This is a genomic window from Nonomuraea sp. NPDC049646, assembly GCF_044465525.1.
In the GTDB taxonomy this organism is placed as follows: domain Bacteria; phylum Actinomycetota; class Actinomycetes; order Streptosporangiales; family Streptosporangiaceae; genus Nonomuraea.
Genome location: NZ_JBITLU010000005.1, coordinates 455,067 through 476,404, shown reverse-complemented (window position 1 = coordinate 476,404; position 21,338 = coordinate 455,067). Strand labels below are relative to the sequence as shown.

Annotated in this window: 22 protein-coding genes; 9 read left to right on the top strand and 13 right to left on the bottom strand. The window is 68.0% G+C overall.

The features are described 5' to 3' along the window. Positions 1–16: 16 nt before the first annotated feature. Positions 17–1,189: an ROK family protein gene (locus ACIBQ8_RS17835; protein ID WP_397192457.1), complete on the top strand. Its 1,173-nt coding sequence runs from the start codon at positions 17–19 to the stop codon at positions 1,187–1,189. A gap of 205 nt (positions 1,190–1,394) precedes the next feature. After that, positions 1,395–1,907, top strand: a complete 513-nt coding sequence (locus tag ACIBQ8_RS17830; protein ID WP_397179539.1) for an RICIN domain-containing protein — start codon at positions 1,395–1,397, stop codon at positions 1,905–1,907. Positions 1,908–2,173: 266 nt separating this feature from the next. On the opposite strand, the gene ACIBQ8_RS17825 is transcribed toward ACIBQ8_RS17830, so the two are convergent. Then, positions 2,174–2,521, bottom strand: coding sequence for a hypothetical protein (locus ACIBQ8_RS17825; RefSeq protein ID WP_397179540.1), 348 nt, complete (start codon positions 2,519–2,521; stop codon positions 2,174–2,176). A gap of 87 nt (positions 2,522–2,608) precedes the next feature. Here ACIBQ8_RS17825 and ACIBQ8_RS17820 point away from each other — a divergent pair, with 87 nt between their 5' ends. Continuing rightward, complete coding sequence (locus ACIBQ8_RS17820; RefSeq protein ID WP_397192456.1) at positions 2,609–2,896, top strand: sterol carrier protein domain-containing protein; 288 nt, start codon at positions 2,609–2,611, stop codon at positions 2,894–2,896. Between the two features lie 44 nt (positions 2,897–2,940). On the opposite strand, the gene ACIBQ8_RS17815 is transcribed toward ACIBQ8_RS17820, so the two are convergent. Next, positions 2,941–3,585: a DUF305 domain-containing protein gene (locus tag ACIBQ8_RS17815; protein ID WP_397192455.1), complete on the bottom strand. Its 645-nt coding sequence runs from the start codon at positions 3,583–3,585 to the stop codon at positions 2,941–2,943. 297 nt (positions 3,586–3,882) lie between these two features. On the opposite strand from ACIBQ8_RS17815, the gene ACIBQ8_RS17810 reads away from it, so the two are divergent. Beyond that, positions 3,883–4,425 carry a hypothetical protein gene (locus ACIBQ8_RS17810; RefSeq protein ID WP_397179543.1) on the top strand — a complete coding sequence of 181 codons (543 nt, stop codon included), beginning with the start codon at positions 3,883–3,885 and terminating at the stop codon, positions 4,423–4,425. 123 nt (positions 4,426–4,548) lie between these two features. Then, complete coding sequence (locus ACIBQ8_RS17805) at positions 4,549–5,016, top strand: hypothetical protein (RefSeq protein WP_397192454.1); 468 nt, start codon at positions 4,549–4,551, stop codon at positions 5,014–5,016. A gap of 84 nt (positions 5,017–5,100) precedes the next feature. On the opposite strand, the gene ACIBQ8_RS17800 is transcribed toward ACIBQ8_RS17805, so the two are convergent. The 6 genes from ACIBQ8_RS17800 to ACIBQ8_RS17775 all read right to left on the bottom strand — a co-directional run bounded on the left by ACIBQ8_RS17800 (position 5,101) and on the right by ACIBQ8_RS17775 (position 11,949). Beyond that, positions 5,101–6,255: an RNA ligase RtcB family protein gene (locus ACIBQ8_RS17800; protein WP_397179545.1), complete on the bottom strand. Its 1,155-nt coding sequence runs from the start codon at positions 6,253–6,255 to the stop codon at positions 5,101–5,103. Between the two features lie 366 nt (positions 6,256–6,621). After that, positions 6,622–7,074: an RNA-binding S4 domain-containing protein gene (locus tag ACIBQ8_RS17795; protein WP_397192453.1), complete on the bottom strand. Its 453-nt coding sequence runs from the start codon at positions 7,072–7,074 to the stop codon at positions 6,622–6,624. A 39-nt stretch (positions 7,075–7,113) separates the two neighbouring features. After that, positions 7,114–7,647 carry a hypothetical protein gene (locus ACIBQ8_RS17790; RefSeq protein ID WP_397192452.1) on the bottom strand — a complete coding sequence of 178 codons (534 nt, stop codon included), beginning with the start codon at positions 7,645–7,647 and terminating at the stop codon, positions 7,114–7,116. Between the two features lie 43 nt (positions 7,648–7,690). Next, positions 7,691–9,748, bottom strand: coding sequence for a hypothetical protein (locus ACIBQ8_RS17785; RefSeq protein ID WP_397192451.1), 2,058 nt, complete (start codon positions 9,746–9,748; stop codon positions 7,691–7,693). Beyond that, the gene (locus ACIBQ8_RS17780) at positions 9,748–10,110 is read right to left on the bottom strand and encodes a hypothetical protein (RefSeq protein ID WP_397179548.1); all 363 of its coding nucleotides are present in this window, start codon (positions 10,108–10,110) and stop codon (positions 9,748–9,750) included. The genes ACIBQ8_RS17785 and ACIBQ8_RS17780 overlap by 1 nt, the downstream gene beginning before the upstream one ends. Before the next feature lie 585 nt (positions 10,111–10,695). Then, positions 10,696–11,949, bottom strand: a complete 1,254-nt coding sequence (locus ACIBQ8_RS17775; protein ID WP_397192450.1) for a S1C family serine protease — start codon at positions 11,947–11,949, stop codon at positions 10,696–10,698. 464 nt (positions 11,950–12,413) lie between these two features. On the opposite strand from ACIBQ8_RS17775, the gene ACIBQ8_RS17770 reads away from it, so the two are divergent. After that, positions 12,414–12,827, top strand: a complete 414-nt coding sequence (locus ACIBQ8_RS17770; protein WP_397192449.1) for a DUF3105 domain-containing protein — start codon at positions 12,414–12,416, stop codon at positions 12,825–12,827. Between the two features lie 9 nt (positions 12,828–12,836). Here ACIBQ8_RS17770 and ACIBQ8_RS17765 read toward each other — a convergent pair whose 3' ends face one another. Continuing rightward, positions 12,837–13,736, bottom strand: coding sequence for a cation diffusion facilitator family transporter (locus ACIBQ8_RS17765; RefSeq protein WP_397192448.1), 900 nt, complete (start codon positions 13,734–13,736; stop codon positions 12,837–12,839). Beyond that, on the bottom strand, positions 13,736–14,119 hold the full coding sequence (locus ACIBQ8_RS17760) for a metalloregulator ArsR/SmtB family transcription factor (protein ID WP_352361466.1): 384 nt from the start codon (positions 14,117–14,119) through the stop codon (positions 13,736–13,738). Before ACIBQ8_RS17760 ends, ACIBQ8_RS17765 begins: the two co-directional genes overlap by 1 nt. A 580-nt stretch (positions 14,120–14,699) precedes the next feature. Here ACIBQ8_RS17760 and ACIBQ8_RS17755 point away from each other — a divergent pair. Continuing rightward, positions 14,700–14,999, top strand: coding sequence for a hypothetical protein (locus ACIBQ8_RS17755; RefSeq protein WP_397192447.1), 300 nt, complete (start codon positions 14,700–14,702; stop codon positions 14,997–14,999). A 248-nt stretch (positions 15,000–15,247) separates the two neighbouring features. On the opposite strand, the gene ACIBQ8_RS17750 is transcribed toward ACIBQ8_RS17755, so the two are convergent. From ACIBQ8_RS17750 to ACIBQ8_RS17740, 3 genes are all read right to left on the bottom strand, one after another. Then, a complete protein-coding gene (locus tag ACIBQ8_RS17750) occupies positions 15,248–16,102 on the bottom strand; it encodes a hypothetical protein (protein WP_397192446.1) in 855 nt (284 codons plus the stop codon). A gap of 628 nt (positions 16,103–16,730) precedes the next feature. Then, the gene (locus tag ACIBQ8_RS17745; RefSeq protein ID WP_397192445.1) at positions 16,731–17,192 is read right to left on the bottom strand and encodes a hypothetical protein; all 462 of its coding nucleotides are present in this window, start codon (positions 17,190–17,192) and stop codon (positions 16,731–16,733) included. A gap of 7 nt (positions 17,193–17,199) precedes the next feature. Continuing rightward, on the bottom strand, positions 17,200–17,379 hold the full coding sequence (locus ACIBQ8_RS17740; protein WP_397179555.1) for a hypothetical protein: 180 nt from the start codon (positions 17,377–17,379) through the stop codon (positions 17,200–17,202). Positions 17,380–17,686: 307 nt separating this feature from the next. Here ACIBQ8_RS17740 and ACIBQ8_RS17735 point away from each other — a divergent pair, with 307 nt between their 5' ends. After that, positions 17,687–18,664, top strand: coding sequence for a helix-turn-helix transcriptional regulator (locus ACIBQ8_RS17735; protein ID WP_397179556.1), 978 nt, complete (start codon positions 17,687–17,689; stop codon positions 18,662–18,664). A gap of 1,476 nt (positions 18,665–20,140) precedes the next feature. Next, positions 20,141–21,193, top strand: coding sequence for an AAA domain-containing protein (locus ACIBQ8_RS17730; protein WP_397192444.1), 1,053 nt, complete (start codon positions 20,141–20,143; stop codon positions 21,191–21,193). The last annotated feature ends 145 nt before the right edge of the window (positions 21,194–21,338 follow it).

Sequence of the window (21,338 nt, the reverse complement as noted above, 5' to 3'; positions counted from 1 at the left end):
AGTGATAGTGAGGAGTGTGACCGTGCAGGTCAGTGGCGGCGACCTTCAGCGGCTACGCCAGCTGAACTCCCTGAGCAGCATCCGCGCCCTGCGCGAGGCGCGCGAGCCACTGACGCTCACCGAGCTGTCCGCCCGCACCGGGCTGTCGCGGGCCTCCGTCGTGGACGTCGTCACGGATCTGGAGCAGCGCGGCTGGATCGGCGAGGTGCCGCCCGCGCCGGGCGCCATGGGCCGGCCCGCCAAGCGCTACCGGTTCCGTACCGACGCGGGGCACGTGCTCGGCATCGACGTGGGCGTGCACAAGGTGCTGGCGGTGATCACCGACCTGGCCGGCCGGGTCGTGGCCAGCGGGCGAGTCGCCGTAGACCGGCACACCGCCCAGCGGGAGCGGCTGGAGGCGGTGTGGCGGGCCGTCGACGCCGCGCTCCTCGCGGGCGGGCTGAGCGCGTCCGACATGTGGGGCGTCACCGCGGGCAGCACCGGCGTCGTCAACCGCGAAGGGCTCGTCACCATGGTCAACGACCTGCCCGACTGGGCCGGCGTCGACCTCGTCGGACACCTCGGGCAGCGGCTCGCCTGCCCGATCGCCATCGAGAACGACAGCAAGCTCGCCGCGCTCGCCGAGCAGCGGCTCGGGGTGGCCGCGGGCGTCCAGCACCTCGTCTACCTGCACGTCGGCCGCCGGCCCGGCGCCGCGCTGATCATCGACGGGCGCCTGCACCACGGGTTCAGCGGGGCCACCGGCGAGGTCGGGCTCATGAAGATCACGGGCTGGAGCACCATGGCCGAGCTCCTGGAGAGCGGCCCGGCGGCCAAGGGCGCCTCGCCCGAGGAGGCCGCCCGGCAGGTCTTCGGCGCGGCCCGGGCCGGCGACCCGGAGGCCAGGGCCGCGGTCGACGCGTATGCCCGCCATCTCGCGCTCGGCACCGCCGCGATGGTGCTGACGCTCGACCCCGAACTGGTCGTGCTCGGCGGCGGGTTCTCCCGCTCGGCCGACGTCCTGCTGCCCGCGCTGCGCCGGGCGCTCGAACCCCACTGTGTACGCGTGCCCGACATCCGCCCCTCGACGCTCGGCGAGGAGTGCGTCGCCCTGGGCGGGGCCTGTCTGGCGCTCGACCACGTGGACGATCGGTTCTTCTCCCCTGAGGGTTCCCTCTCCAGCCCCGCCGCTCCGCAGCGACCTTCCTGACTTCTCCCGGCCGCACGAGAAACTTCGGGGCGTCGGCCAGGGATGCGTCACCTTTTCGTCAGGTCACTTTGTGCAATCGGAAGATTACTTTCTGTATGCATTGTTCGTGGTCGTCGCCGGCCTCCCGAGCCGGCCGATCATCTCGCGGGCCCGCCCGCCGTCGAGGCCGGCGCCCGCCCGCCCACCGCTTCAGTGGAGGTAACCCATGCCCGCCAGCCCCGTCGCCCGCCTGACGGCCGCATCCGCCGTCGCCCTGGTGGCCGCCGCCATCGCCCCCACCTCGACGGCCCACGCCGCCCAGGCCGGCCCGCCGGTCTGCCTGGACGCCACCAACAGCCGCGCCGACAACACCAACGTGCGGCTGTGGACGTGCCTGGACCATCCCAACCAGAAGTGGGTGATCCAGGGCGGCCAGATCAAGGTCGAGGACACCGTCGGCAGCGGCCGGGAGGTCTGCCTGGACGCCACCAACAGCCGCGCCAACAACACCAACGTGCGCCTGTGGACGTGCCTGAACCACCCGAACCAGAAGTGGGTGATCCGAGGCGGCCAGATCAAGGTCGAGGACACCGTCGGCACCGGCCGCGAGGTCTGCCTCGACACCACCAACAGCCGCGCCAACAACACCGTGGTGCGGCTCTGGACGTGCCTGAACCACCCCAACCAGAAGTGGGTCGTCCAGGGCGGCCAGATCAAGGTCGAGGACACCCTGACCTGACCTGACCGACCCCGGGTCACGGCGTGGTCGTGGCGGATCCCGCCCGTCCTTCGCGGAACGCGATGGCCGCCGCCTCGGTACGGGGGGCTGTGCCCGGTTTCGCCAGGATGTGGGGACGTGCACGCCCGCCGTGCTGGGCTAGATGTGCAACCGGGCGGCGATCTGCCGGTTGCCAACCCGTCGGCGATCAGGACGAGCACATCGCGCTCTCGCTCGCGCTCGGTGAACCCGTCCTGCGCCGGTCGGGGCCGTCCGAGCCGGGCGATCTACCGGGCGCGCGGCGCCCGGCTCACGGGCCGGCCGCGCGGTTTCCCTGAGCCGGGCCGTTCTGCTGGGCCGTTCTGCCGGGTCGGTCGCCCGCCGCCGGAGCGGCCCGCGCGTCGTGGAACAGGCTCAGCGCCCGGCTCGTAGGGCTGCCCCAGGTCCCGCCAGGCGGCCGCCGCGTCGTCCCAGTCGGCGTCCTCGACCAGTACGCGCAGCATGGACTGCCTGGCCCGGTCGAACGGCCCGTCCACGCCGAGCATCGCATCGGCCGCGGCGAGTTCGGCCTGCCGGGCCGCGACCCGCCTCGCGGGGCGCGCCGCGAGCCGGCCGCCCCCGCTGCGCCAGGACACCGGCGACCAGGACCGGCCGGGGCGTCACCACGATCGATAACCTCTGGGTCCGCCTGGTGGACGTCGACCGGTACTTGACCCCCGGACGTGGTCCTGGAGGTCCAGGACCCGTTCTGCCCCTGGAACGCCGGACGCCACCGCCTGCGGGCCGACGGCGACTCCGTCACCTGCGAACCCACCCCGGCCCACCCCGACCTGCGGCTGACCTGCGCCGAGCTGGGGGCGGCCTACCGGGGCGGCACCACGCTGTCGTCCCTGGCCGCGACGGGCCGGGGCGAGGAACTGCGGCCCGGCGTGGTCACCGCCGCCTCGCTCGCCTTCCGCAGGGAGCGGGCGCCCTTCCACCTGTCGAGCTGGGCGTTTCCTACCTTCTGACCCGCCGTGTCCCTTGGCCCACGGACGTAGCGGCCGGGATGTCGTCAGGACGTGTCGGTGGTGGGTGTCATGTCACTCAGGTGCGGCTCTGGCGTCATGTCGGTCATGTGCGGCTCCGGCGTCATGTCGGACATGTGCGGCCCTGGCGTCATGTCCGGCATCTGTGGCTCCGGTGTCATACCGGGCGTCTGTGGCTCGGGTGTCATGCCGGGCATGTGTGGGATGCAGGGCATGCTCTGCTCGCCGAACCACTGGACCAGGTACCGCCGCATCGTGGCGACCTCGGCCCGCTGGTCGTCGCGCACCTTGCGGGCGAAGTCGGCGACCTGGGGATGCAGCGCCTCGCCGTGCACCAGGAGCTGCTGCGACATCATGATCGCCATCATGTGGTGCGGGATCATGTGCTGCAGGAACGCCTTGTCGAGCTGATTCCCCGAGAGCCCCGACAGGTCGGGCATCGTGGTCCCGCTCGGGCTCGGCGCCGGGCTCTGCGGGTACCACTGCCGCAGCCAGCCCTTCATCCTGGCGACCTCGGCCGTCTGCGTCGTGACGATCGACTGCCCGAGCTGCCGCATCTCCGGCCTGCTGGACCGCTGCAACTGACGGGCCGCGGCGATGGCGTCCTGGTGGTGCGGGACCATCTGCGACAGGTAGTCGTACTCGCTGGTCACGCGATGCATCTGCCCCATGCCTGGGCACGTGGGCTGCGTTCCGTCAGGGCTCGGGGACGGCGCCGGCGGAGATGCCATGGCCGCCGCGGTGGCCCCCGAAGTGGCCCCAGACGCGGTGGCGATGGCGGCCAGGAATGCCCCTGCGGCCATCGCTGTCTTCGTGGAGCGTCGCTTCATGCGTACCCCCAACGCCGATTCGACACCTACTCCCACGGTAGCCCCACCGCTCAGGCCGGCCCCCAGGGAGGCCCGCGCTGCCCCGCGCCGACGGAACGGCGGTAAGTCGAGGATTCTCGACCTTATGATGATCCCCCTATGCAGGGAAAAATCTTGATATTCGCGGTTTTATTACTGACGGGCTGTTCGACGAACGAGCCGAAGGACTGGCTGCTCAAGGATCCGAGCCGCTGGCCGCTGGCATCCTTGCCGGCCGCGGCCTCCAAATCGGGCATGCCGGACGGGGCGGACAAGGTGCTGGCGCGCATCCAGGTCGGGAAGTACGACATGGTCCCCTGGATCAGCAGCAAGGGCGTGTGCGGCCTCGCCGACCAGGGCTCCTCCAGCGTGAACTTCAACATGAGCCAGGATCTGACCAAGTCCGAGGGCAACGTCGCCACCACGGATGAAGGCTTCGCCGGGCCCGAGGAACGCATGGCCGGCACCAGTTCGGAGAGCACCGTGACCCTGTGGTGCACCCCCACCCGGATGTTCGTCACCGTCAAGGCGAAAAACCTCGGAAAGGTGGAGCTTTACGGGAACGCGGCGGCAAAGAAGACCCAGGAAAAACTGACGGTCGTCGTGGGCACGCCGGAGGCGGTCAAGCAGTCACTCCCCGGCGCGACCCTGATCGGTCGCTGACTCCGTCCTTCCCCAGGCCGGCACCTCCATTTCAGCCCGCCTGAACAGATCCTCAACAAATGCTCAACACCGCCGGCGTCAATCTCGACCACAGATCCGAGCCATGCGAAGGGAGACGTGCAAATGACGCACATCCTCGGGAACGCCGCGGCCACGCTCGCCGGGGCCGGCCTGGCGCTCGCCCTGCTGACGTCCACCGCGCACGCCACCACGGCCGCCACCACGGCCGCCCCGGCGCACAGCGTCCGGTCGAGCTGCACGATGAGCGATGGCGAGACGGCGTACTTCGAGATGAAGTACCGGACGACCGGCGGGTACCACCGCGTTTCCGACATCTTCTACCGATGGAACTCCAAGGCGCCGATCCGCCTGAAGACCGTGCACCTCAACCTGATGGTCGAACGCCCCGGCAAGGACAGAAAGGTCCACGGGGAGACGCTTCACGAGAAGAAAGCACTCACCGACCTCTCCTACGACGTCATCATCGACGTCAAGGTCCCGGCCAAGAAGAAGCTCTACCTCCTCGCGGACGCCACGTTCGTGAAGAAGGGCGACACCCTGCGCTGCGTGGGACGCACTTCCGGCGTCTGACGCCTCCCGGCCATCCACCACCTGATCTCCGGCATATCAGCCCGCCGGCACAGGGCGGTGGCCCAGCCGGCAGGCGGACGACGTTCACGGCCGCCCCCGCTTGCGGCGGTCCTTCCGGGAGTCCGGTCCGAGATCGGGTGTCTTGTAGGTGACCAGGGGGATCGTGGTGGCGATGGGCGTGGCCAGGCCGTGGTCGACGAGGTCGTCGATCACCTGCTCGATGCGTTTGTAGGCCGTGGGCGCCTCCTCGAAGAGGAGCTGACGGTCGCCGCACACCACCACCGACCCCATCGGCGTGCGGCGCAGCTCCTCGACGGTGTGCTTGGCCCGGCCGCGGCGCAGGGCGTCCGCGCGCGACATCTTGCGGCCCGCGCCGTGCGCCACGGAGTGGCCGGCGTCCGGACCGGCGTGGGCGGCCACCAGGTAGGACGGGGTGCCGCGGGTGCCGGCGATGAGCACGTCCCGGCCGTCGCCCGGCGCCGCTCCCTTGCGGTGCAGGTAGCCGCCGTCGCGCAGTTCGACCAGGTTGTGGCACTGGTCGAGGATCGGCTCGGCGGGCTCGAACCCCAGCGCGTGGGCGACCCGCGCGGCCAGCAGCCGCCGGTTGAGCGACCCCCACCGTACGGCCTGGTCGTGCCTGGCCAGGTAGGCGCCGGGATCAGGGGCGGGCCCCGCGCCGTGGACGTCGGTGTGCTCGCGCAGGATCCGTTCGCCCAGCCCCCGTGAACCGCTGTGGACGACGAGGACCAGGTCACCGGCGTCGAGGCCGAGCCGGGCGGCGTGGCCGGGTTCGAAGACGGTCCCGATCCGGGCCAGCTCGACGAAGTGGTTGCCGCGGCCGACCGTCCCGAGGCCCTCGACGTGACCGGCGGGGATGTCGTCCTTCATGACGGCCCAGGCGGGATCGTCGGCATCACGTTCGGGATCCAGCGCACGATCGAGGTCGGGAAAGCGGGCGGCGAGCTTCTCGGGCACGGCGCGCTTGAGCCTGACCGGGAACACGGCGATGCCGCACCCGATGTCCGAGCCCACCAGGAACGGATACAGGACGGCCGACGCCATGGCGGCCCCGACGGGCGCGCCCTTGCCGGGGTGCAGGTCGGGCATGGCGGCGACGTGCGTCATGCCGTCGAGCGCGGCCACCTGACGGCACTGCGCGACGGCGTCGGACTCGATCCAGCTGGTGGGGGAGGCGAACACGGTGACGGTGGCCCCCGTGGCCGGGCGTTGCTGAGACAAAGACGTTCTCTTCCCTGCAGAACGGTATGGACAGGCGGCATCACGACGCGAACCGGCGTCGCGGCCTCTCGGCGAGCGGGGTGTCTGTCGTCAGAGCCTCATGGGGATCACGTTCTCGAACCCCGGCCATCCCAGGCAACCGATTTTCAGCCCGTCCCCTGCGAGCACGACGCAGTGCTAAGCCGGCCCAGGCTTCGGGTTCGCCGACCCGACCGGCAGCCCATTGCGAGCCGACCGTTGCAGACATCGGCTGGATCGCGGGCCAGCGTCCAGCAACTGTCTGACGGATCTCGCCGCATCCGCGCGAGCACACCACTGCGCGGTGTCAGAATGCCGCACGGATCCGGTACGGCGAGACCTGCCTGGTCAATCCGGGCGTGCCCGGCCGCCCCGCCGCTCTTCCACCACCGGCCGCGCGAGCAGCTTGTCGATGCTGCGGCGCTCGCGCTTGGTGGGACGCCCCGCGCCACGAGCTCGGACGGCCACCACCACGGTCTCCTCGCGAGGAGGAGGCGGCGGGCTCTTGTCGACGTAGCACTCGGCGGCCACGGCGGCGCCGACGCGCTTGGTGATGGCACGGGAGACCACCACGATGCGCTCGCGCCCGTCGTGCCGCAGCCGGATCTCGTCCCCGGCCCGTACGGCCTGCGCAGGCTTGACCCGCACCCCGTTGACCCGGACGTGACCGCCCCGGCAGGCGTCGGCCGCCATCGAACGGGTCTTGGTGAGCCGTACCGCCCAGATCCAGCTGTCCACCCGCACACTCAGCTGCTCACCCACCACCCCGCCACTGTACTGAGAACACCACACCAGCGACATCCACTGATTGTCCGGTTCATGAAGCAGCCGCCGCGCAGGCTATGCCGCTGCCGGGACGCAGTCATGCAGTCGTCCGTAGCGTTCGCGGGCGATCCGGAGCAGGTCGGTGAAGTCCTTGACCAGATCCCGGCCTTGCGCCACCTGCGAAACATCCATTCCCATCCAGGGCCGGTCGTTGCCGCACCGGAACAGCATGAACGCCACGTACGGCTTCGTCCTAGGGCTGTTCCCCGTGAAGGCGATCAGCCCTTTTCCGAGATCCGCCGGCAGTTCGGACAGCCGTTTCTTCCCGAAGTTCTCGCGGGCGAGCTCAAGCGCTCCTTCTCCATCACGAATGGACCAGTTGAGTGAGAAGCGGTTGTACTCGTTCCTCAGCGAGCAGGCGCCATGCGTGGCGGGAACGCCGTCCTTGTTCTCTTCCAACGGTATGGCCAAGCCGCTGATCGTCCGTATTGCTTCCTGTGGGACGACGTCGCACCAGTAGGGGCCGGAGTCGCTCACCGGCTGTGGCGAGGCAGTTGGCTCCGGCGGAGAGGGGTTCTGCTGGGCGCAGCCGACGCTCAGCGTCAGCACGAGAAGAGTGCAGAGGGCGGCCATCGTGGCGCGTGTGGACATGTCAGTACCGCTCGATGCCGAGATTGCTGTGCACGTCGAACAGGGCGCTGTTGTCCATGGCTTCCTTGACGGTCTGAGTGCTGCTCTCGACCTTGGTGTGCCAGCGCGCCCATTCGATGAACTTGTCGAAGGTCTCCGGGTCGGCGACGATCTCGTCGAGCGGTTTCAGTTTGGGGGGATCGCCGTTCGTGGCGAAGGGAGAGCCCTTGGCGTCGTCGAGCGCGCTGCGACTCCACCGGCCGTTCGCGATGCTGCTGCCGAGAACCATCTTGTGGACCATCCACATGGCCATCTCGCGATCGTTGCCCGCCTCCTGCAGGGCCGACTCCGAGGAGAGGCCCTGTTTCATCAGCCGGTCGGCCAGGAATGCCGAGAGCTTGTCGAACCCCATGGGCGTGAGCTTCTCGTGTGCCTTGTCGCCCCAGAACCCGAATCGCGTGGCGAGTTTGCCCACCGGCCCGGTCGCCTCACCGAGCACACCGCTGATCAGGCTCTTCATTTCCTCTTTGGCCTGCTCATCGCTCTTGGCCTGCGAGAGGAGGAACAGGCGTCGAGTTTCGAGCAGATGTCCCATGAAGCGTGCCTCGGGGAGCAGCACCTCGTTCAGGTTCTCCCCGCCGTCCCGCCGGTAGGACTCCTGAACCTTCAGCAACATTCTCTCGACCTCCGCTCCCACAAGCGCCTTGGTGGCGGCCTCGTCACGGCCGACGAAGAGCAGCAGGCGATCCATCTCGGCACGGTCGATGTCTTTGAGCTCGGGTGTCTTGTCGTCGAAGACTCCGAAGATCTCGTCGACATGGGCGGCCATGACCGTTCCTATCGGTCCGCTGAGAAAGGACAGCCGGTCCAGTTGCTTCCGGTCGAGAATCTCCAGTTTGCCGTCGCCACCCCGTCCGACAACCCCGTCGAGCTCCTTCTTGAGAAGCACGAGCGCTTCGTTGGCGTGCTCGAATGACTCCTTGTCCTTGCCGCTGAGCGCTTTCTGCAGCAGGCCGGCGAACGGGGCCTGGTTGCGTGTGTTGTTGAAGCCGTCCAGCCGGTCGGTGAGCAGATACTCCATGATGGACTTCGTCCACCCCTTCGGAGTGTGGAAGAGCAACGCCTGTGCCGCCGGCAACGAGTACTTTCCGGCCTGCGAGAGATCGTCGATGACGCTGGCCTTGATCTGTTCCCCCGGCTGCCCCATACGAGGGCCGCCGGGTTGCATGGAGTCGCTGATGCCGAGCACCGTGGCCAGATCGAGGCTGTTGGCGTACTGGCCGCGGGAATCCGACAGCTCCTTCTGGTGCACAACCACGTCCCGGCCCACTACTTCCATGAACCGCTTCGAGAACGGTGGCTTGCCCTCGCCGGCTCGCCAGATCAGCGCTTGAGCCTGATAGCCGACGTAGGTCACCTCAAGCGCCTTGTGCTCGGCACGGCCTTCCTTCACAAGCTGGTCCAGATACGTCTGTCCCATATACGCCTTGTCGGCGGGGTCGGTGCCCTTGGCCAGGGCCACGGACAGCAGCTTCATCACCTGTTCGACCTGCTTGACCTGTCGCGGATCACGTCGGGACATGGCGTTGGCCCGCACTTGCAGCCCCAGCACGGCCGGTAGCTCGGTGATGCCCTTGACACCCAGCTTCGCCAGGAAAACCTTGACGAACTCCGGATCGTCCGCCCTGTCGGCATACCCCTGCAGCCCGGCCAGCGCCGCCTTGTCCCCGCGGCCGGCGGCAACCGCCGCGTTCGCGGCCAACGTGCCATCCAGGAGCCCCTGCGCGGCGGCCGTCGAATCCGGGACGGCGATCATGGTCCCGTCCGGTGTGCAGTCACGGTGGACGACCTTCGTCCGTTCCATCTCCTGGACGATGTGCTGACGGCGTCGCAGATCGTCCACCTCCGCACTGACTTCCTTCGCCATGCTGCGGATGCGCAGGGCCGGCTCGGTGCTCAGCCCTGCCGCGGAGAGCTCGCCGTGCAGCATCGCGGCCAAGTCCTCCAGTTGCAGCGCCGCAGCGGTGTGGCGGGCGACCAGAGTGTCGAACTCGGGTCGCTTGACCCCGCTGTAGCTCATCACATGCTCGCCAACTCGTCGTTCGCAGCCGCGACGGCTTGGGCCAACATCGCACGCAGCTCGCGCTGGCGACTGAGCAAGGCCTGCTGAAAGCGGCTCCCGCTCGGTCCCACCCAGGCCCGGGCATCCATCAATGTGCAAGAAGGGTGCAGCGTCCACCAGTGGTCGTCAGACAACTTCTGGATGCGCACCACCGCTGCCTGCATCGCCTCGCGATCAAGCCCAGGCATCCCGGATCCCCTCGGTACGGCTTCAAGGCCCCCGATGACGATAACCCGAACTGAGTCGATCGCTTCGGGAAACCGACCCATTTGCGATTGCCGGGAAATCCATCGAGCCGAATCAAAGTCCAGTGCGTACATTCGTAGCGAGCCGTTGCCCATACCAGTGTTTGGGACGTTTTGAGCCGCGGACCGCCTGCTTATCCCTCATGACGTGACAAAAGCTGGTTCCACAACTCATCCAACTCTGCAACTTCGTCAACCCGGGCCGCGGATGCTCCAACGGCACCCTCAGCACCGGCTCGGTGGCGTCCACATATAGGAAAGCGTGCAGCAGAACAGCCGCGGCAGCCCGCCGCCTGCGTCAACAGAGCGTCGGAGCGCTGAGCACTACCGCGCTTGATCGAAAGCGGTTTCTCCCAGAGCGCGGTTCAGGCGGTCGCGGACGAATGGCGACCCGCGACGGGGCGCAAGGGGCCCCGGGCGCGGGGCCTCCTGACCGCGAACTACGGCGTCGGCGACGATCCCGGCGTACAGCCGACGGACACTGCCTATACGGATGCCTGCCCGTGTTCTTGCCGGTAGGCATGACGAGCGGAGATGCGATCTCGGGGACGGCGCGGCGCGTCCGCCCCCGATCGCCATCCGACGGATGCCGTCATCCGAATCTGGATCCCGGTGCCGTCGTCGGGGGCGTGGCCGTTCAATGGCCATGTGGGCGTCGGGTCAGGTCTTCTCCTGGAGGGTGACGTTGACGTCGCGCGCCTGGCCGTCCCTCAGGTAGGTGATTTTGACCTGTTGGCCCGGCTTGAAGCTTCTGACCTGTCCGACGACGGTCTCGCCCGCGTCGACCGGCGTGTTGCCGATCTTCGTGATCAGGTCGCCTTGCTTCAGTCCGGCCTTCTCCGCCGGGCTTCCCGCTATGACCTGGCTGATCAGGGCGCCGGGCACGTCGCCGGTCGCGTCGGTGACGCTCACCCCGAGGACCGCGTGACGGACCTTGCCGGTGGCGATGAGCTGGTCGGAGACCTGCTTGGCGGTGTTGACCGGGATGGCGAAGCCCACGCCGCCGCCGGCGGCGTTCGAGGCGATGGCGGTGTTGATGCCGACCAGCTCGCCCGCGGCGTTGACCAGCGCGCCGCCGGAGTTGCCCGGGTTGATCGAGGCGTCGGTCTGGATGGCGCCGCCGATCGTCGTGCCGGCGCTTTGCCGGCTCTGCTCCTGCCCCCAGCCGGGAGGCACCTGCTGCCGCTGGTCAGGGCCGGTGGTGAGGGTACGGTCAAGCGCGCTGACGATGCCCGCCGTCACGGATCCGTCCAGGCCGAGGGGGCTGCCGATGGCCAGTACGGCGTCACCGACCTTGAGCGCGTCGCTGTCGCCGAGCGTCGCCTTGGTCAGCCCGGACACGTCCGCAGCCCTGATGACGGCCAGGTCGGTGGCCGGATCGGTGCCGACGATGCTCGCCTTGGCCGTCTTGCCGTCGCTGAACTTCACGCTCATCTGCCCGCCGCCCTGGCTAGCACCCTCGACCACGTGGTTGTTGGTGAGGATGAGGCCGTCCGCCGACAGCACGACGCCTGAGCCCTCGCCGGTCTGCCCCTGGATCATCACGACGGTCGGCTGCACCTTGGCCGCGACGTCCGCCACGGTGAGCGACCCGGAGGCCGGCTTGAGGACGGGACTGGGAACGTGGCTGGTGGTGGCGACGGGCGCGGGCTGGAAGGAGGTCGCCGCGACGGCGCCGACCACCCCGCCGACGATCGCCATGGCCGCCAGTGCGAGCCCGGCCACCGCCTTCTGGCCGGCGGTGAAACGTGCCTTCAAGGTCGGCGCCGGCGGAGGCGGGGGCGGCGGCTGCTCCGTGACGATCGGGTCACGGCGGGGGAAGCCTCCGACGGTCGGTGGCGTGGTGCCGAACTGGCTCCACCCGCCGTTGCCCTGCGCTCCAGGGTCCTGCTCGTGAGGCTCGTGCGCGTTCATCTGTCATCTCCCTCAAGTTCTGCTGCCTCACGGTGCCAACTCCGGCGTAAGACCCGGCTAAGCCCTTGATCCCGGAACCGAGCCTCCTCCTCATGGCGGCCTTATCGATCCAGGTCGGGCGGGCATGAGTCGCCGACATTCATTTCTACAAGTTGTCGAACATCACCGCCCGAACCGGCGCATCCGACCCTGACGAGCGCAACCCGACTCGCGGCGGCGAGCCGAGGGCCGTGAGCACGACCACGGCGCCTGTCGAAGACGTCCGCTTACGGCGGCCAAATTCTACGCACTGTAGAAGTTCTACGGATCGTAGAAGAGCGTAGGTCGGAGGTGGCGGATGGACAAGAACGCCGAGGGCGCGCGCAGGGAGCGGCTCTCCGCGCTGCAGGCCGAGCAGCGCGATCACGGCGTTCGTCCTGGACGACCGGGCCGGACGTTCGCCGGTCGCGGTCCAGACGATCGACGTGAGCAGTCGCAACCACACCGACAAGGTCGTCAGCTACCCGCAGGCCCCGCCGGTCGGCGGCGACCATGCGCCGGAGCGGCAGAACTGCGGCATCTACAGCAAGCCCCTGCGCAACGAGAACGTCGTCCACAGCCAGGAGCACGGAGCCGTCTGGATCGCCGTCCGGCCGGGGCTGCCGAAGGAGCAACTGGAGACCCTGTACAAGCAGGCCCAGGGACGCGACTTCGTCGTGCTGTCGCGGTACACGGGGCTGTCCGCGCCGGTCGTGCTCAGCGCGTGGGGCAAGCAGCTGAAGCTCGACAGCGCCGACGACCCGCGGCTGACGGCGTTCCCGCGCGCCAACGTCAACGGCCCCGGGACGCCCGAGCCGGGCGCGTCCTGCAGCGGCGGGATCGGGGAGCCGTCGGCGTGAGGCTCACGGCTACCAGCCGATCTCGTCGCAGCCGGTGTGTCCGTCCGGCTCCACCTGCAAGGTCGCGTGCGCGACCCCATGACGGGTGCGCAGCAGGTCGCGGGCCTGATCGAGGACGGCGTGGTTGTCGCTCTGGTCGCCCGTGACGAGGTGGGCGGTGGCGACGTTCATGCCGGAGGTCAGCGTCCACAGGTGCAGGTCGTGCACGTCGCGCACGCCCTCGATGGCCGCCAGGTCGGCCGCCACGACGGAGGCGTCCATGCCCTCGGGCACGTGCTGGCCGAGCACCGCGAACACCTGCCGGCCGAGCGAGATCGCGCGCACGGCGACGAACACGCCGATGGCCAGCGCGATGACCGTGTCCCAGAACACCTGGCCGGTCGCCGTGATCAGCCACCCCGCCGCGATGACGCCGACCGAACCCGCCGTGTCGGCCACCACCTCCAGGTACGCGCCCTTGACGTTGAGACTCTCACTGGCGCCGGACCGCAGCAGGAACAGCGCGATCAGGTTGACCACCAGCCCGAGCGCACCCACCACGAGCATCGGCCCGGAGGACACCTCGGACGAGCCGCCGATCCTGCCGATCGCCTCGACGACCACGTAGACGGCGACGGCCAGCATGAGGACCACGGCCAGCAGCGAGGCGAACACCTCGGCTCGGTAGGAGCCGTAGCTGCGCCGGCCGGTGGTGTCGGGGCGGGCGGCGATCCTGGTGGCGACCAGCGCCGCGCCGAGCGTGACGACGTCGGCGGCCATGTGCCCGGCGTCCGACATCAGGGCCAGCGACCCGGAGATCAGTCCGTAGACCAGCTCGACCAGGAAGAATCCGCCGATCAGCACGAACGAGACCGCCAGCCGCCAGCGGTGCCGGGCCCCGGCGTGCCCGTGCCCATGCCCGTGACCCATCAGCGTTCGCCCTCCCGTTCCGGGTGGATGGCCTCGGTGTGCTCGGTGTGGGCCAGCGCCAGGTCCAGCAGCATCCGCACGTGCGGATCCTCCAGCCGGTAGTAGGCCATCCGGCCCGAGCGGCGGGCGGCCACGATGCGATGGGCGCGCAGCAGTCGCAGCGCGTGGGAGACCGCCGACTCGCTCTGCCCGGTCACCGCCGCCAGGTCGCACACGCACAGCTCGCCGTCCAGCAGGGCGACCAGCAACTTCAGTCGGTTGGGGTCGGACAGCAGGCCGAAGATGTCCGCCGTGTCCGTGAGGTCCTCGGCAGCGGGCATCCGCTCGCACACCGCGGACACCCGGTCGGCATCCACGACCTTGACGGCGCAGCCGTCCACCATCAACACATTCTCAGCTGAAGAACTGTTCATATGTGTATTTTGTCGCCCATGCAGCGAATGTCAACAACGACAACTCCCCCACACCGCACCTACGCCGGGACGAACCCCGAGGCGGCGTCGTCCCGGTCAGCGGCGCTGGCCCTTCGGTAGGGAAGGGGCAGCGGGATCGTGGCCGTCCGGTCGGGATCGTCCGTGGTCGGAGCGCAGCCGGCGTCGGTGCTGTCTGCGGATCAAGAACAGCTGCAGGAGTCTCCTGGACCGAGTTCGGCGGCTCGGCCACCATCGGAACATGACCGGAAGCGGATCAGCGGGGGCGGGCGGCGGGGGAACGGGCTCGCGCCTGAACTGGACGGCAGTGAGCGCTCTGGCTGGTTCGATCGCAGCCGTGGTCGCGCTCTTGGCTTACCTGATGCCACCCAAGACCCCGCCCGGCACAGTGGTTTCCAGTCCGTCCCCGCCGCCGTCCTCGCCGGGTCGGGTCGTCACTCGCCACCCACCATCGCCAGTGGATTCATCGCCTGAGCCCAGCACGTCCCAATCACCGAGCCGCACGCGAGCGGTCCAGAAATCCCCTCCAGCGGTGCCGGAGGTCCGGTCTGTCGGCTGTGACGAGACGGCGGCGGCCCTGACCGCCTACACCAGGAATGCCGGAACCAGCCGCCGCGGCCAGGCGGCCGCGGCTCAGCAGACGTACAGCGACTTGATGGGCGCGGGACTCAACGCGCAGGGAGCGGTGGGGGTGAAGATCAGGCGACTGGCCGCGGAGTTCCAGGAACTGAGCTTCCGCCTGACGGGCATGACCGGCGGCGACCCCAACCAGGTGATCGCGGACATCAATACGGACGTCGCGGAGTTCAACAGGTTGTGCGCAATCGGCTGATCGCACGACAGGTCGCTCTACCGCGACGGCACACGGACATGAAGTTCAGTCCTCAAGAGCGGTCGTCGGCACCCACACGGAGGAGTCGGTCGCCTCCTGCAAATGTGCAGGCATGCATAAGACCCGCCGAGAGACCAAGGCGCTGGTGGCCGGCCTGTCATGAAGTCGGGGCCGCTCGTTCATGAGGGCAGGGGTTCTGACGTTCTGGCGTCATGTGGAAAGCGACGATCAGGCTTCTGGACGAGCGGTCAATGAACAGCGGTGAGGTCGACGACCACGAACTTGTCGCCGCGGCCGAAGAGGGCGATGTTGCCGCCGGCCGGGGCGCGGTAGCGGGTCCGGGTGTCGATGCCGCGGATCTCGGCGGACACCCCTGACTGCACGTCGTGCACCAGCGCGCGATCCGGCAGTTGGGCGGACAGGAAGCGGTCCCGCTGGAGAGGCTGCGGCGCGACTCCCGTCATATCCATCTCGTGTCGTGCTCGTCCGTCCCGGCCCTGGACCCGTGCCATCGCGGATCGGGCGGGGTGCGTGACGCAGAGCGTGATGCCGCAGGCCACAGGGCTGCCTGACTGCAAGCCGGTCTGGGCGCGCTTCTCGCCGGTCTCGATGTTCATGACGGACTGGAAGGGGGCTTCGTTGCCGCCGAACGTCCCGGGTGATCCGACCCAGGGCCAGTTCAGGATGTGCTGTCCCTGCGTGCCTTCTACGCGCTGCGGTTGCCCGCCGTTGACGTCGACGGTGAAGACGCCCTCGTTCCCAGCTGACCAGGCGAGACGGCCACGGGTGACGGCGATTCCCGTGACTAAGCCAGCCGATGAGGCGGGCGGCAGGGGAGCGGAGGTGACGAGCTGCGGTTTGCCGCCGGTCGTCGGGACGGTCCAGATGTCGGCGGTTCGTTTGTCGTCGGCGCCGCGGGCGGTCCACCAGGCGATCCGGCCTTGGCCTGCGGTGAAGCCGTCGGGGAAGAGGGTGGTGCCGGCCGGGAGGGTGATGTCGGCGAGTTTGGCCATCTCGCCGCTGTTCACGTCGTAGGTGTAGAGCCCGTTCGCCTTCTCGAAGCCGCCTTCGGCGGTCAGGAGAACCTTGGTGGCATCCACCATCAGTCGCGGCCGGACCTTCCTGCCGTCGGGGTTCGTGCACTGCTGTAGGCCACAGTTTCTCGATGGGTTCAGGCGCCGAGCTGACGGAAGCGGTTCCACTGCTGGCTGAGGAGGTTTCCGGCTTGGACAGAACGTACGTTGTGACTGTGACGATTGCCGCGACGGCTACTCCGCTCGCGACCGCTGCGGTAAGCGTGCTGCGGCGGGAACGCTTGGAACGACGGTTGAGCTGAACCTGCGCGTAGTCCGGCGTATCGGCCATTTGGCGTCCTTGGTGAGCGGCTGAGTTCACGAGGCGGGTGCGGAGAAAGATTCATACAAGAGTGCACGACCAAGGGCCCGGGCGAGGGGACGTCGGCAAATCCTCCGGTCGGCGCCCTCCGCGAAGGACAAATGCCGGTCGAGACCCAGCTGCTGCAGTTGAGCACTCTGATGGTGCCGTTGGACAGCCTGTTTGTGTGCCGACCGCGACGTGGGCAACCAAGCTGTCGCGTTCCTGAGTCGGCCGGGTCGGGATTGGGGAATGCCACGGGGTTCGGAGGGGACCCCGTGGCATTCTGGAGTGGCGCGGGGTTGGCCGGCCATCAGGCGGTGTCGAGGGCCTCAGTGATCTTACGGGCTATGTCGGTCACGGTCGGGCTGGGCTCGCCTTCTGGGACTCGACGGCGACGGTGACAGGGCGGCGGAAGTTGTCGGCCTCCTCCGGAGCCTGCTGCTTGCGCAGGTTGATGGAGGTGGTCAGGGCAGGCAGCACCTGGTCGGCGAGCGTGGCGACGGTCTTGCCTGTCAGGCTCTTGGGAGCCTTGACCAGGACGTGCCGCTCAGACCGGTGGCGGAAGCCAGGGCGATGGAGCCGTTGGTGGCGGCCTTGTGGGCCGAGCCTGGCAGCGCCGGCGGCCGACATCAGCGAGACGGCGCCCCAGCCGGCGAGGCGGAGCGTGAGTTGGTCCTGATCGGAGAGGGGGATGGCCATGATGGGGATGTTCCTCAGCGTTGCGGTAAGGAACGGGCGGGCGTAGCACCCGTTCATGGCGTTTTCGATCGCCGACTGCTCTGATTTCGGACTGTCGCCGGGCTGACGCGACTCCATGAGTGGCTCATGGACGCTTGCTCTTGTCGATCAGGCTGGAGACGCCGATCAGGGTGCCACCTCCCGCTCCCAGCCCCACGATGAGAGCGTTCGGCCACGTGGCTTTGTCGGCGAGCATCAGGCCCGTGGTGATCGCCATGGCGATGATTGCGCACAGGAAGGTGAGGAGGGTGCGTTCAGACAGCACTGGTGCCTCCGATGAACACGGTGATGTGGTCGAAGCGAGCGTCGCAGCGGGGCGGGGGCGGCACGGCGTCGAGATGGCTTGCCATGTGGTTCCCTTCTGTCTCTTGAGTCACATCAGTACGGCGATGTCGCTCAGGACATAGGCGGCCACATCGGCATAACCCTCGTTTGGGGCGTTAGGAAGATTTTTCTCAACAGAGCGGGGGAAAATCGCCGCGGGCTGCATAGAGCAGGTGCGTACACCCTCAATCATGTCCCCCGGACCGTGGCTGTCCCTGCGGTCCTCCAACCCCTCGAGGGGAGCGGGTATGTCGATGGCCCACGAACAGCCCGACCCAGGCGGCGCCTGCCACGACGGTGACTCCTGCGGTCCAGCGGTGACGACGTGGGAAGACGACGCAGGCGGCAGGGACGACGAACCGGCCGCCGAGGAACTGGCGTCACCGATCGACAGCGAGTTCGTTGCGGACGCCGAGAGACAGCTTGCGGAAGATGTTGAGCCCGAGAGTGACGAGGCGCGGCAGGCGAGACTGGAGAACGATCACAAGATCGTGATGCTGCTGAGGGCCGACCTGGCGGCAGGCCGCCGTGACCGATTCGACAGAGTGGCGGAGCAGTTGGTCCGCTACGCCTTGCCGATCTTGGGGATGTGGGTGGCGCGAGGGGAGATTTTCGCAAAGGTCAACCAGCGGCGGGAGCAGGCGAACCAGACCCGGGCCGGCCAAGGTAAGAGTCCGCTCCCGAAGATCACCCGCGATCCGTTCGACTGGCGAGCGTGGGATCGGGACGAGGTTGAGGAGTTCGTGCACGACCTTGCTGGGGAGGGCGTGGAGAGGTTCCGCCGCGCGGTCGAGGAAGGCCAGTGCGATCCGCGTCGGGGGGCGTCGATGCGTACGTACTTCATCGGAGGATGTCTGTTCGCCTTCGAGAAGGTCTACCGCCACAGATGCCGGCAGCAACGACTCGAGCGTGCGCTCGTCTCTGCGGGCCTCGCCCATGACGTCGCGGCGTTGGAGCCGGTACGGCAATTCGCGCTAACCCCGGGACCGGAGCGCCAGGTCATCGTGCGTGACGAGATTTCCCGTGCCATGGCGCAGATCCCGGCACCTGAGATGCATCAGGTCCTGTGGTACAGCGCACTCGGCTACACCCAGCAGGAGGCCGCGGAGAAGGCAGGCCTCACCCCCAAGGCGCTCGAAGGCCGGCTGAGGCGGGTTCGTCAGAAGTTCGACAGGAGAAACACGGCCGCGCAGACCACGACAGACCCCGATGACGCGGAGAGGTGACGGTCATGAGTCAGACAGAAGACCGGTGGACCCCACGGGCACGCGTAGAACCTGGCGGGCCCGAAGCGCATGCCCGAGATGAACTGGACGATCTGCTGGCAGGCTCGTCGCTGGGCAGCCCCGTGGTCAAGCGAATTCAGGCGCTGGTTCCCGCCGAGACAGCTCGGCGGGCCCGCATCCACCACCCTTCTCCCAGCGCCGGGTTCGACGTCAACGAACTGGTCTCCCGGATTCTGGCAGCGATGTGTCGGCAAGCCGCGACGCATAGAACCGGTGCGCGACTCGCCGAGGGGAACACGACAGGCGATCTGTGGTGGCCCCGTGCCGATGCGTTGGCCCACGCCGTGCCCCGCCCGATTTGCCCAACTGACGTCTGGAGATCGCCGGGCAGCATCGTCCTGAGGGTGCCACCACGGATGCGTGCAGCCCTGAGAGTGATCGAACAACCGGGCGGTCCGGATCGCGTCCTTCGCCAACTCGTGGATGACGGCGTGCTGAGAGAGGTTCGCGATGATGTCGCCAGGCGGATCGCGTTGCTCGCCGCGGCGCTCATCGACGACGCCCCGCCCGGACTCCTGCGGGCGTACGCGGTGGTTCTGGAGCTGCAATCAACCGAAGAGCGACCACCGCTTGCCGCGAGTGATCCCGGGCCAAAGAGTCTGCGAGACGGCGACCGGCTCGCGAAGGATTCAACCCGGCTTACGTTCCCATCGGAACGTCCGCGACCGTCGCGGAGATACTTTCAGACTCATGATTGGTACGGCGGCAATCCGACACCCTTTTCTCCATTCATGCGGTTCGCCTGGCCGACACAATTTTCCGATCTCTTCCGCTTCTTCCTCCACCGTCATAGTGAGTCTGATCCGTCATGCACTCCTGACATCGCGACTCGTTCGGACATTCTCTACGCCGGTTTCCTGAATGGCCATTCACACGATGTTGGCAAATGGAATCGCTCCTTCCAGAGGGCTCTTCGCTGCCGGAGGCAACGCGAAGCGTGGGAGCGGTGTCCGGAATGTCAGCGGCAGTGGGCTGCCGGGTTGCCCTCGTCGACAATCAACCTGCGAGCTGCTCAGCACATGCTCACCGGTTGCGCACCCGCCGACCTCGACAAAGTGTTAGAAATGACGCGGCATCGTCTGCTCCGCATATTGGGTTATCGATCCGAGTCGGTCCGACCTCGCGTTTTTCTGGACCCATTTGTCCGTGATTTCTGCGGATTGTCGGTGGTAGTTGGTGGCAGGGAGCTTCTTCACCGAGAGCTACGGCAACGTGTACGGAAGGGAGAGGGCGGGGCGGGCAGCGAAGTAGCAGGAACATCGGCGTCTTCGCGCTCCGTGCGCGCATTCCTGGGTGGAATCACCGCGCCAGGAAACAGTCCGTGCTCGAAAAGTTCCAAGGCGTAGTCGCGATGGGTATGTTCCTGAGCCTGCACGGTACGCCCACCTCCTCCTCCTCCGTCCTCCCGGGAGCGCGATGGTCAGCCCCGCCGCACAGCAGAGGCCCTATCCCGTCGATGAGCTGGCGCGAGCCGTCCGCTTGGAAATCGCCGCTGAACTCCGCGTGGATGGCGAGGGCGAAAAGGTCTCCTTGGCCGCCGGCCGCCGCACCGGCGGGAGCAGCGAGTCCCGCGAGTACGTGTTCACTTGCAAGGCGTGGAAGGACGCCTTCTCCGGTGAGAAACTGCTCATCCGGCTGTCCCGCTCCCGAGCGCCATGGGAACCTGCAGAGGCGGCGCGAATGCCCGACGGCAAGGTCAGAGTTCGTACGTCCGCCGACCTCGGTAGCGATCCCGCAAACGCCCAACTGCGCAGGGATGAAACGGCAGGACTGGAGGCTCTGCTCGATCGGATGGAGGGGGCGAACGGCGGCGACAACAGCCCGGTCAACCTCACGACCGCAGGTTGGGTGCTAGGCCAGGGCAAGCCGCGCCACGCTCGCTGCACCACTCCCGACCACTTCATCCGTGGCTACCGAAACCGCACGCTCAACGCGAACCAACGGCAGGCGATCGAAAGTGCTCTGGGCAGCGACCTGACTTTCGTCTGGGGCCCGCCGGGAACCGGCAAGACGGACGTGGTTGCCGCCATCGTCGAGGGCTGCTATCGGCAAGGACTGCGGGTCCTGTTTCTCGCCCCGACCAAGGTCGCCGTGGACCAGGCGCTTGAACGCATCTGCGACCTGTTGTCGGGCGAAGAGTCGTTCGATGGCGGCCTGGTGCAGCGCGCCGGCGACATCGAGCTGTCCTCCCTGGCCGCGAAGTTCGGCGGTCAGATCGACTCGGCGAAAATCGCTGAACGGATGTCGATGACGGTGGCGGGCCAGATCGCTGCCATCCGCGAGCAGTTGTCGGCCAACCAAGAGCTGCTCGCCGTCCATGCGGACGCCGAACGCGTCGAAGAGGCACTGCGAGCCACATACGCCCGACGGGACGATGCGAGCCGGGGCGGGTACCGGCGAACGCGGCGGCCTAGAATGTGGTTCGACCTGGGGAAACGTCATCAAGATCATTCCGCGCATGTCCCCTGATCATGGTCTTACGGTTGCATGCGGGCACCGTCTGCTGCCTACCGAGGACACAAAACAAAAGACTCGCGCCTGTGAAACCGCAGGTCAGAGGCCTGAAATGCCGATCTAGGTGAGTGCCCCCGGCAGGATTCGAACCTGCGGCACC

Bases quoted from the DNA above. Each gene is read 5' to 3' on its own strand.
- ACIBQ8_RS17830 (WP_397179539.1), top strand. From the start codon at position 1,395: ATGCCCGCCAGCCCCGTCGCCCGCCTGACGGCCGCATCCGCCGTCGCC.
- ACIBQ8_RS17815 (WP_397192455.1), bottom strand. From the start codon at position 3,585: ATGGGGCAGATGCATCGCGTGACCAGCGAGTACGACTACCTGTCGCAG.
- ACIBQ8_RS17810 (WP_397179543.1), top strand. From the start codon at position 3,883: ATGCAGGGAAAAATCTTGATATTCGCGGTTTTATTACTGACGGGCTGT.
- ACIBQ8_RS17805 (WP_397192454.1), top strand. From the start codon at position 4,549: ATGACGCACATCCTCGGGAACGCCGCGGCCACGCTCGCCGGGGCCGGC.
- ACIBQ8_RS17795 (WP_397192453.1), bottom strand. From the start codon at position 7,074: ATGTCGCTGGTGTGGTGTTCTCAGTACAGTGGCGGGGTGGTGGGTGAG.
- ACIBQ8_RS17785 (WP_397192451.1), bottom strand. From the start codon at position 9,748: ATGAGCTACAGCGGGGTCAAGCGACCCGAGTTCGACACTCTGGTCGCC.
- ACIBQ8_RS17780 (WP_397179548.1), bottom strand. From the start codon at position 10,110: ATGTACGCACTGGACTTTGATTCGGCTCGATGGATTTCCCGGCAATCG.
- ACIBQ8_RS17775 (WP_397192450.1), bottom strand. From the start codon at position 11,949: ATGAACGCGCACGAGCCTCACGAGCAGGACCCTGGAGCGCAGGGCAAC.
- ACIBQ8_RS17765 (WP_397192448.1), bottom strand. From the start codon at position 13,736: ATGGGTCACGGGCATGGGCACGGGCACGCCGGGGCCCGGCACCGCTGG.
- ACIBQ8_RS17760 (WP_352361466.1), bottom strand. From the start codon at position 14,119: ATGGTGGACGGCTGCGCCGTCAAGGTCGTGGATGCCGACCGGGTGTCC.
- ACIBQ8_RS17750 (WP_397192446.1), bottom strand. From the start codon at position 16,102: ATGGTGGATGCCACCAAGGTTCTCCTGACCGCCGAAGGCGGCTTCGAG.
- ACIBQ8_RS17745 (WP_397192445.1), bottom strand. From the start codon at position 17,192: ATGGAGTCGCGTCAGCCCGGCGACAGTCCGAAATCAGAGCAGTCGGCG.
- ACIBQ8_RS17735 (WP_397179556.1), top strand. From the start codon at position 17,687: ATGTCGATGGCCCACGAACAGCCCGACCCAGGCGGCGCCTGCCACGAC.
- ACIBQ8_RS17730 (WP_397192444.1), top strand. From the start codon at position 20,141: ATGGTCAGCCCCGCCGCACAGCAGAGGCCCTATCCCGTCGATGAGCTG.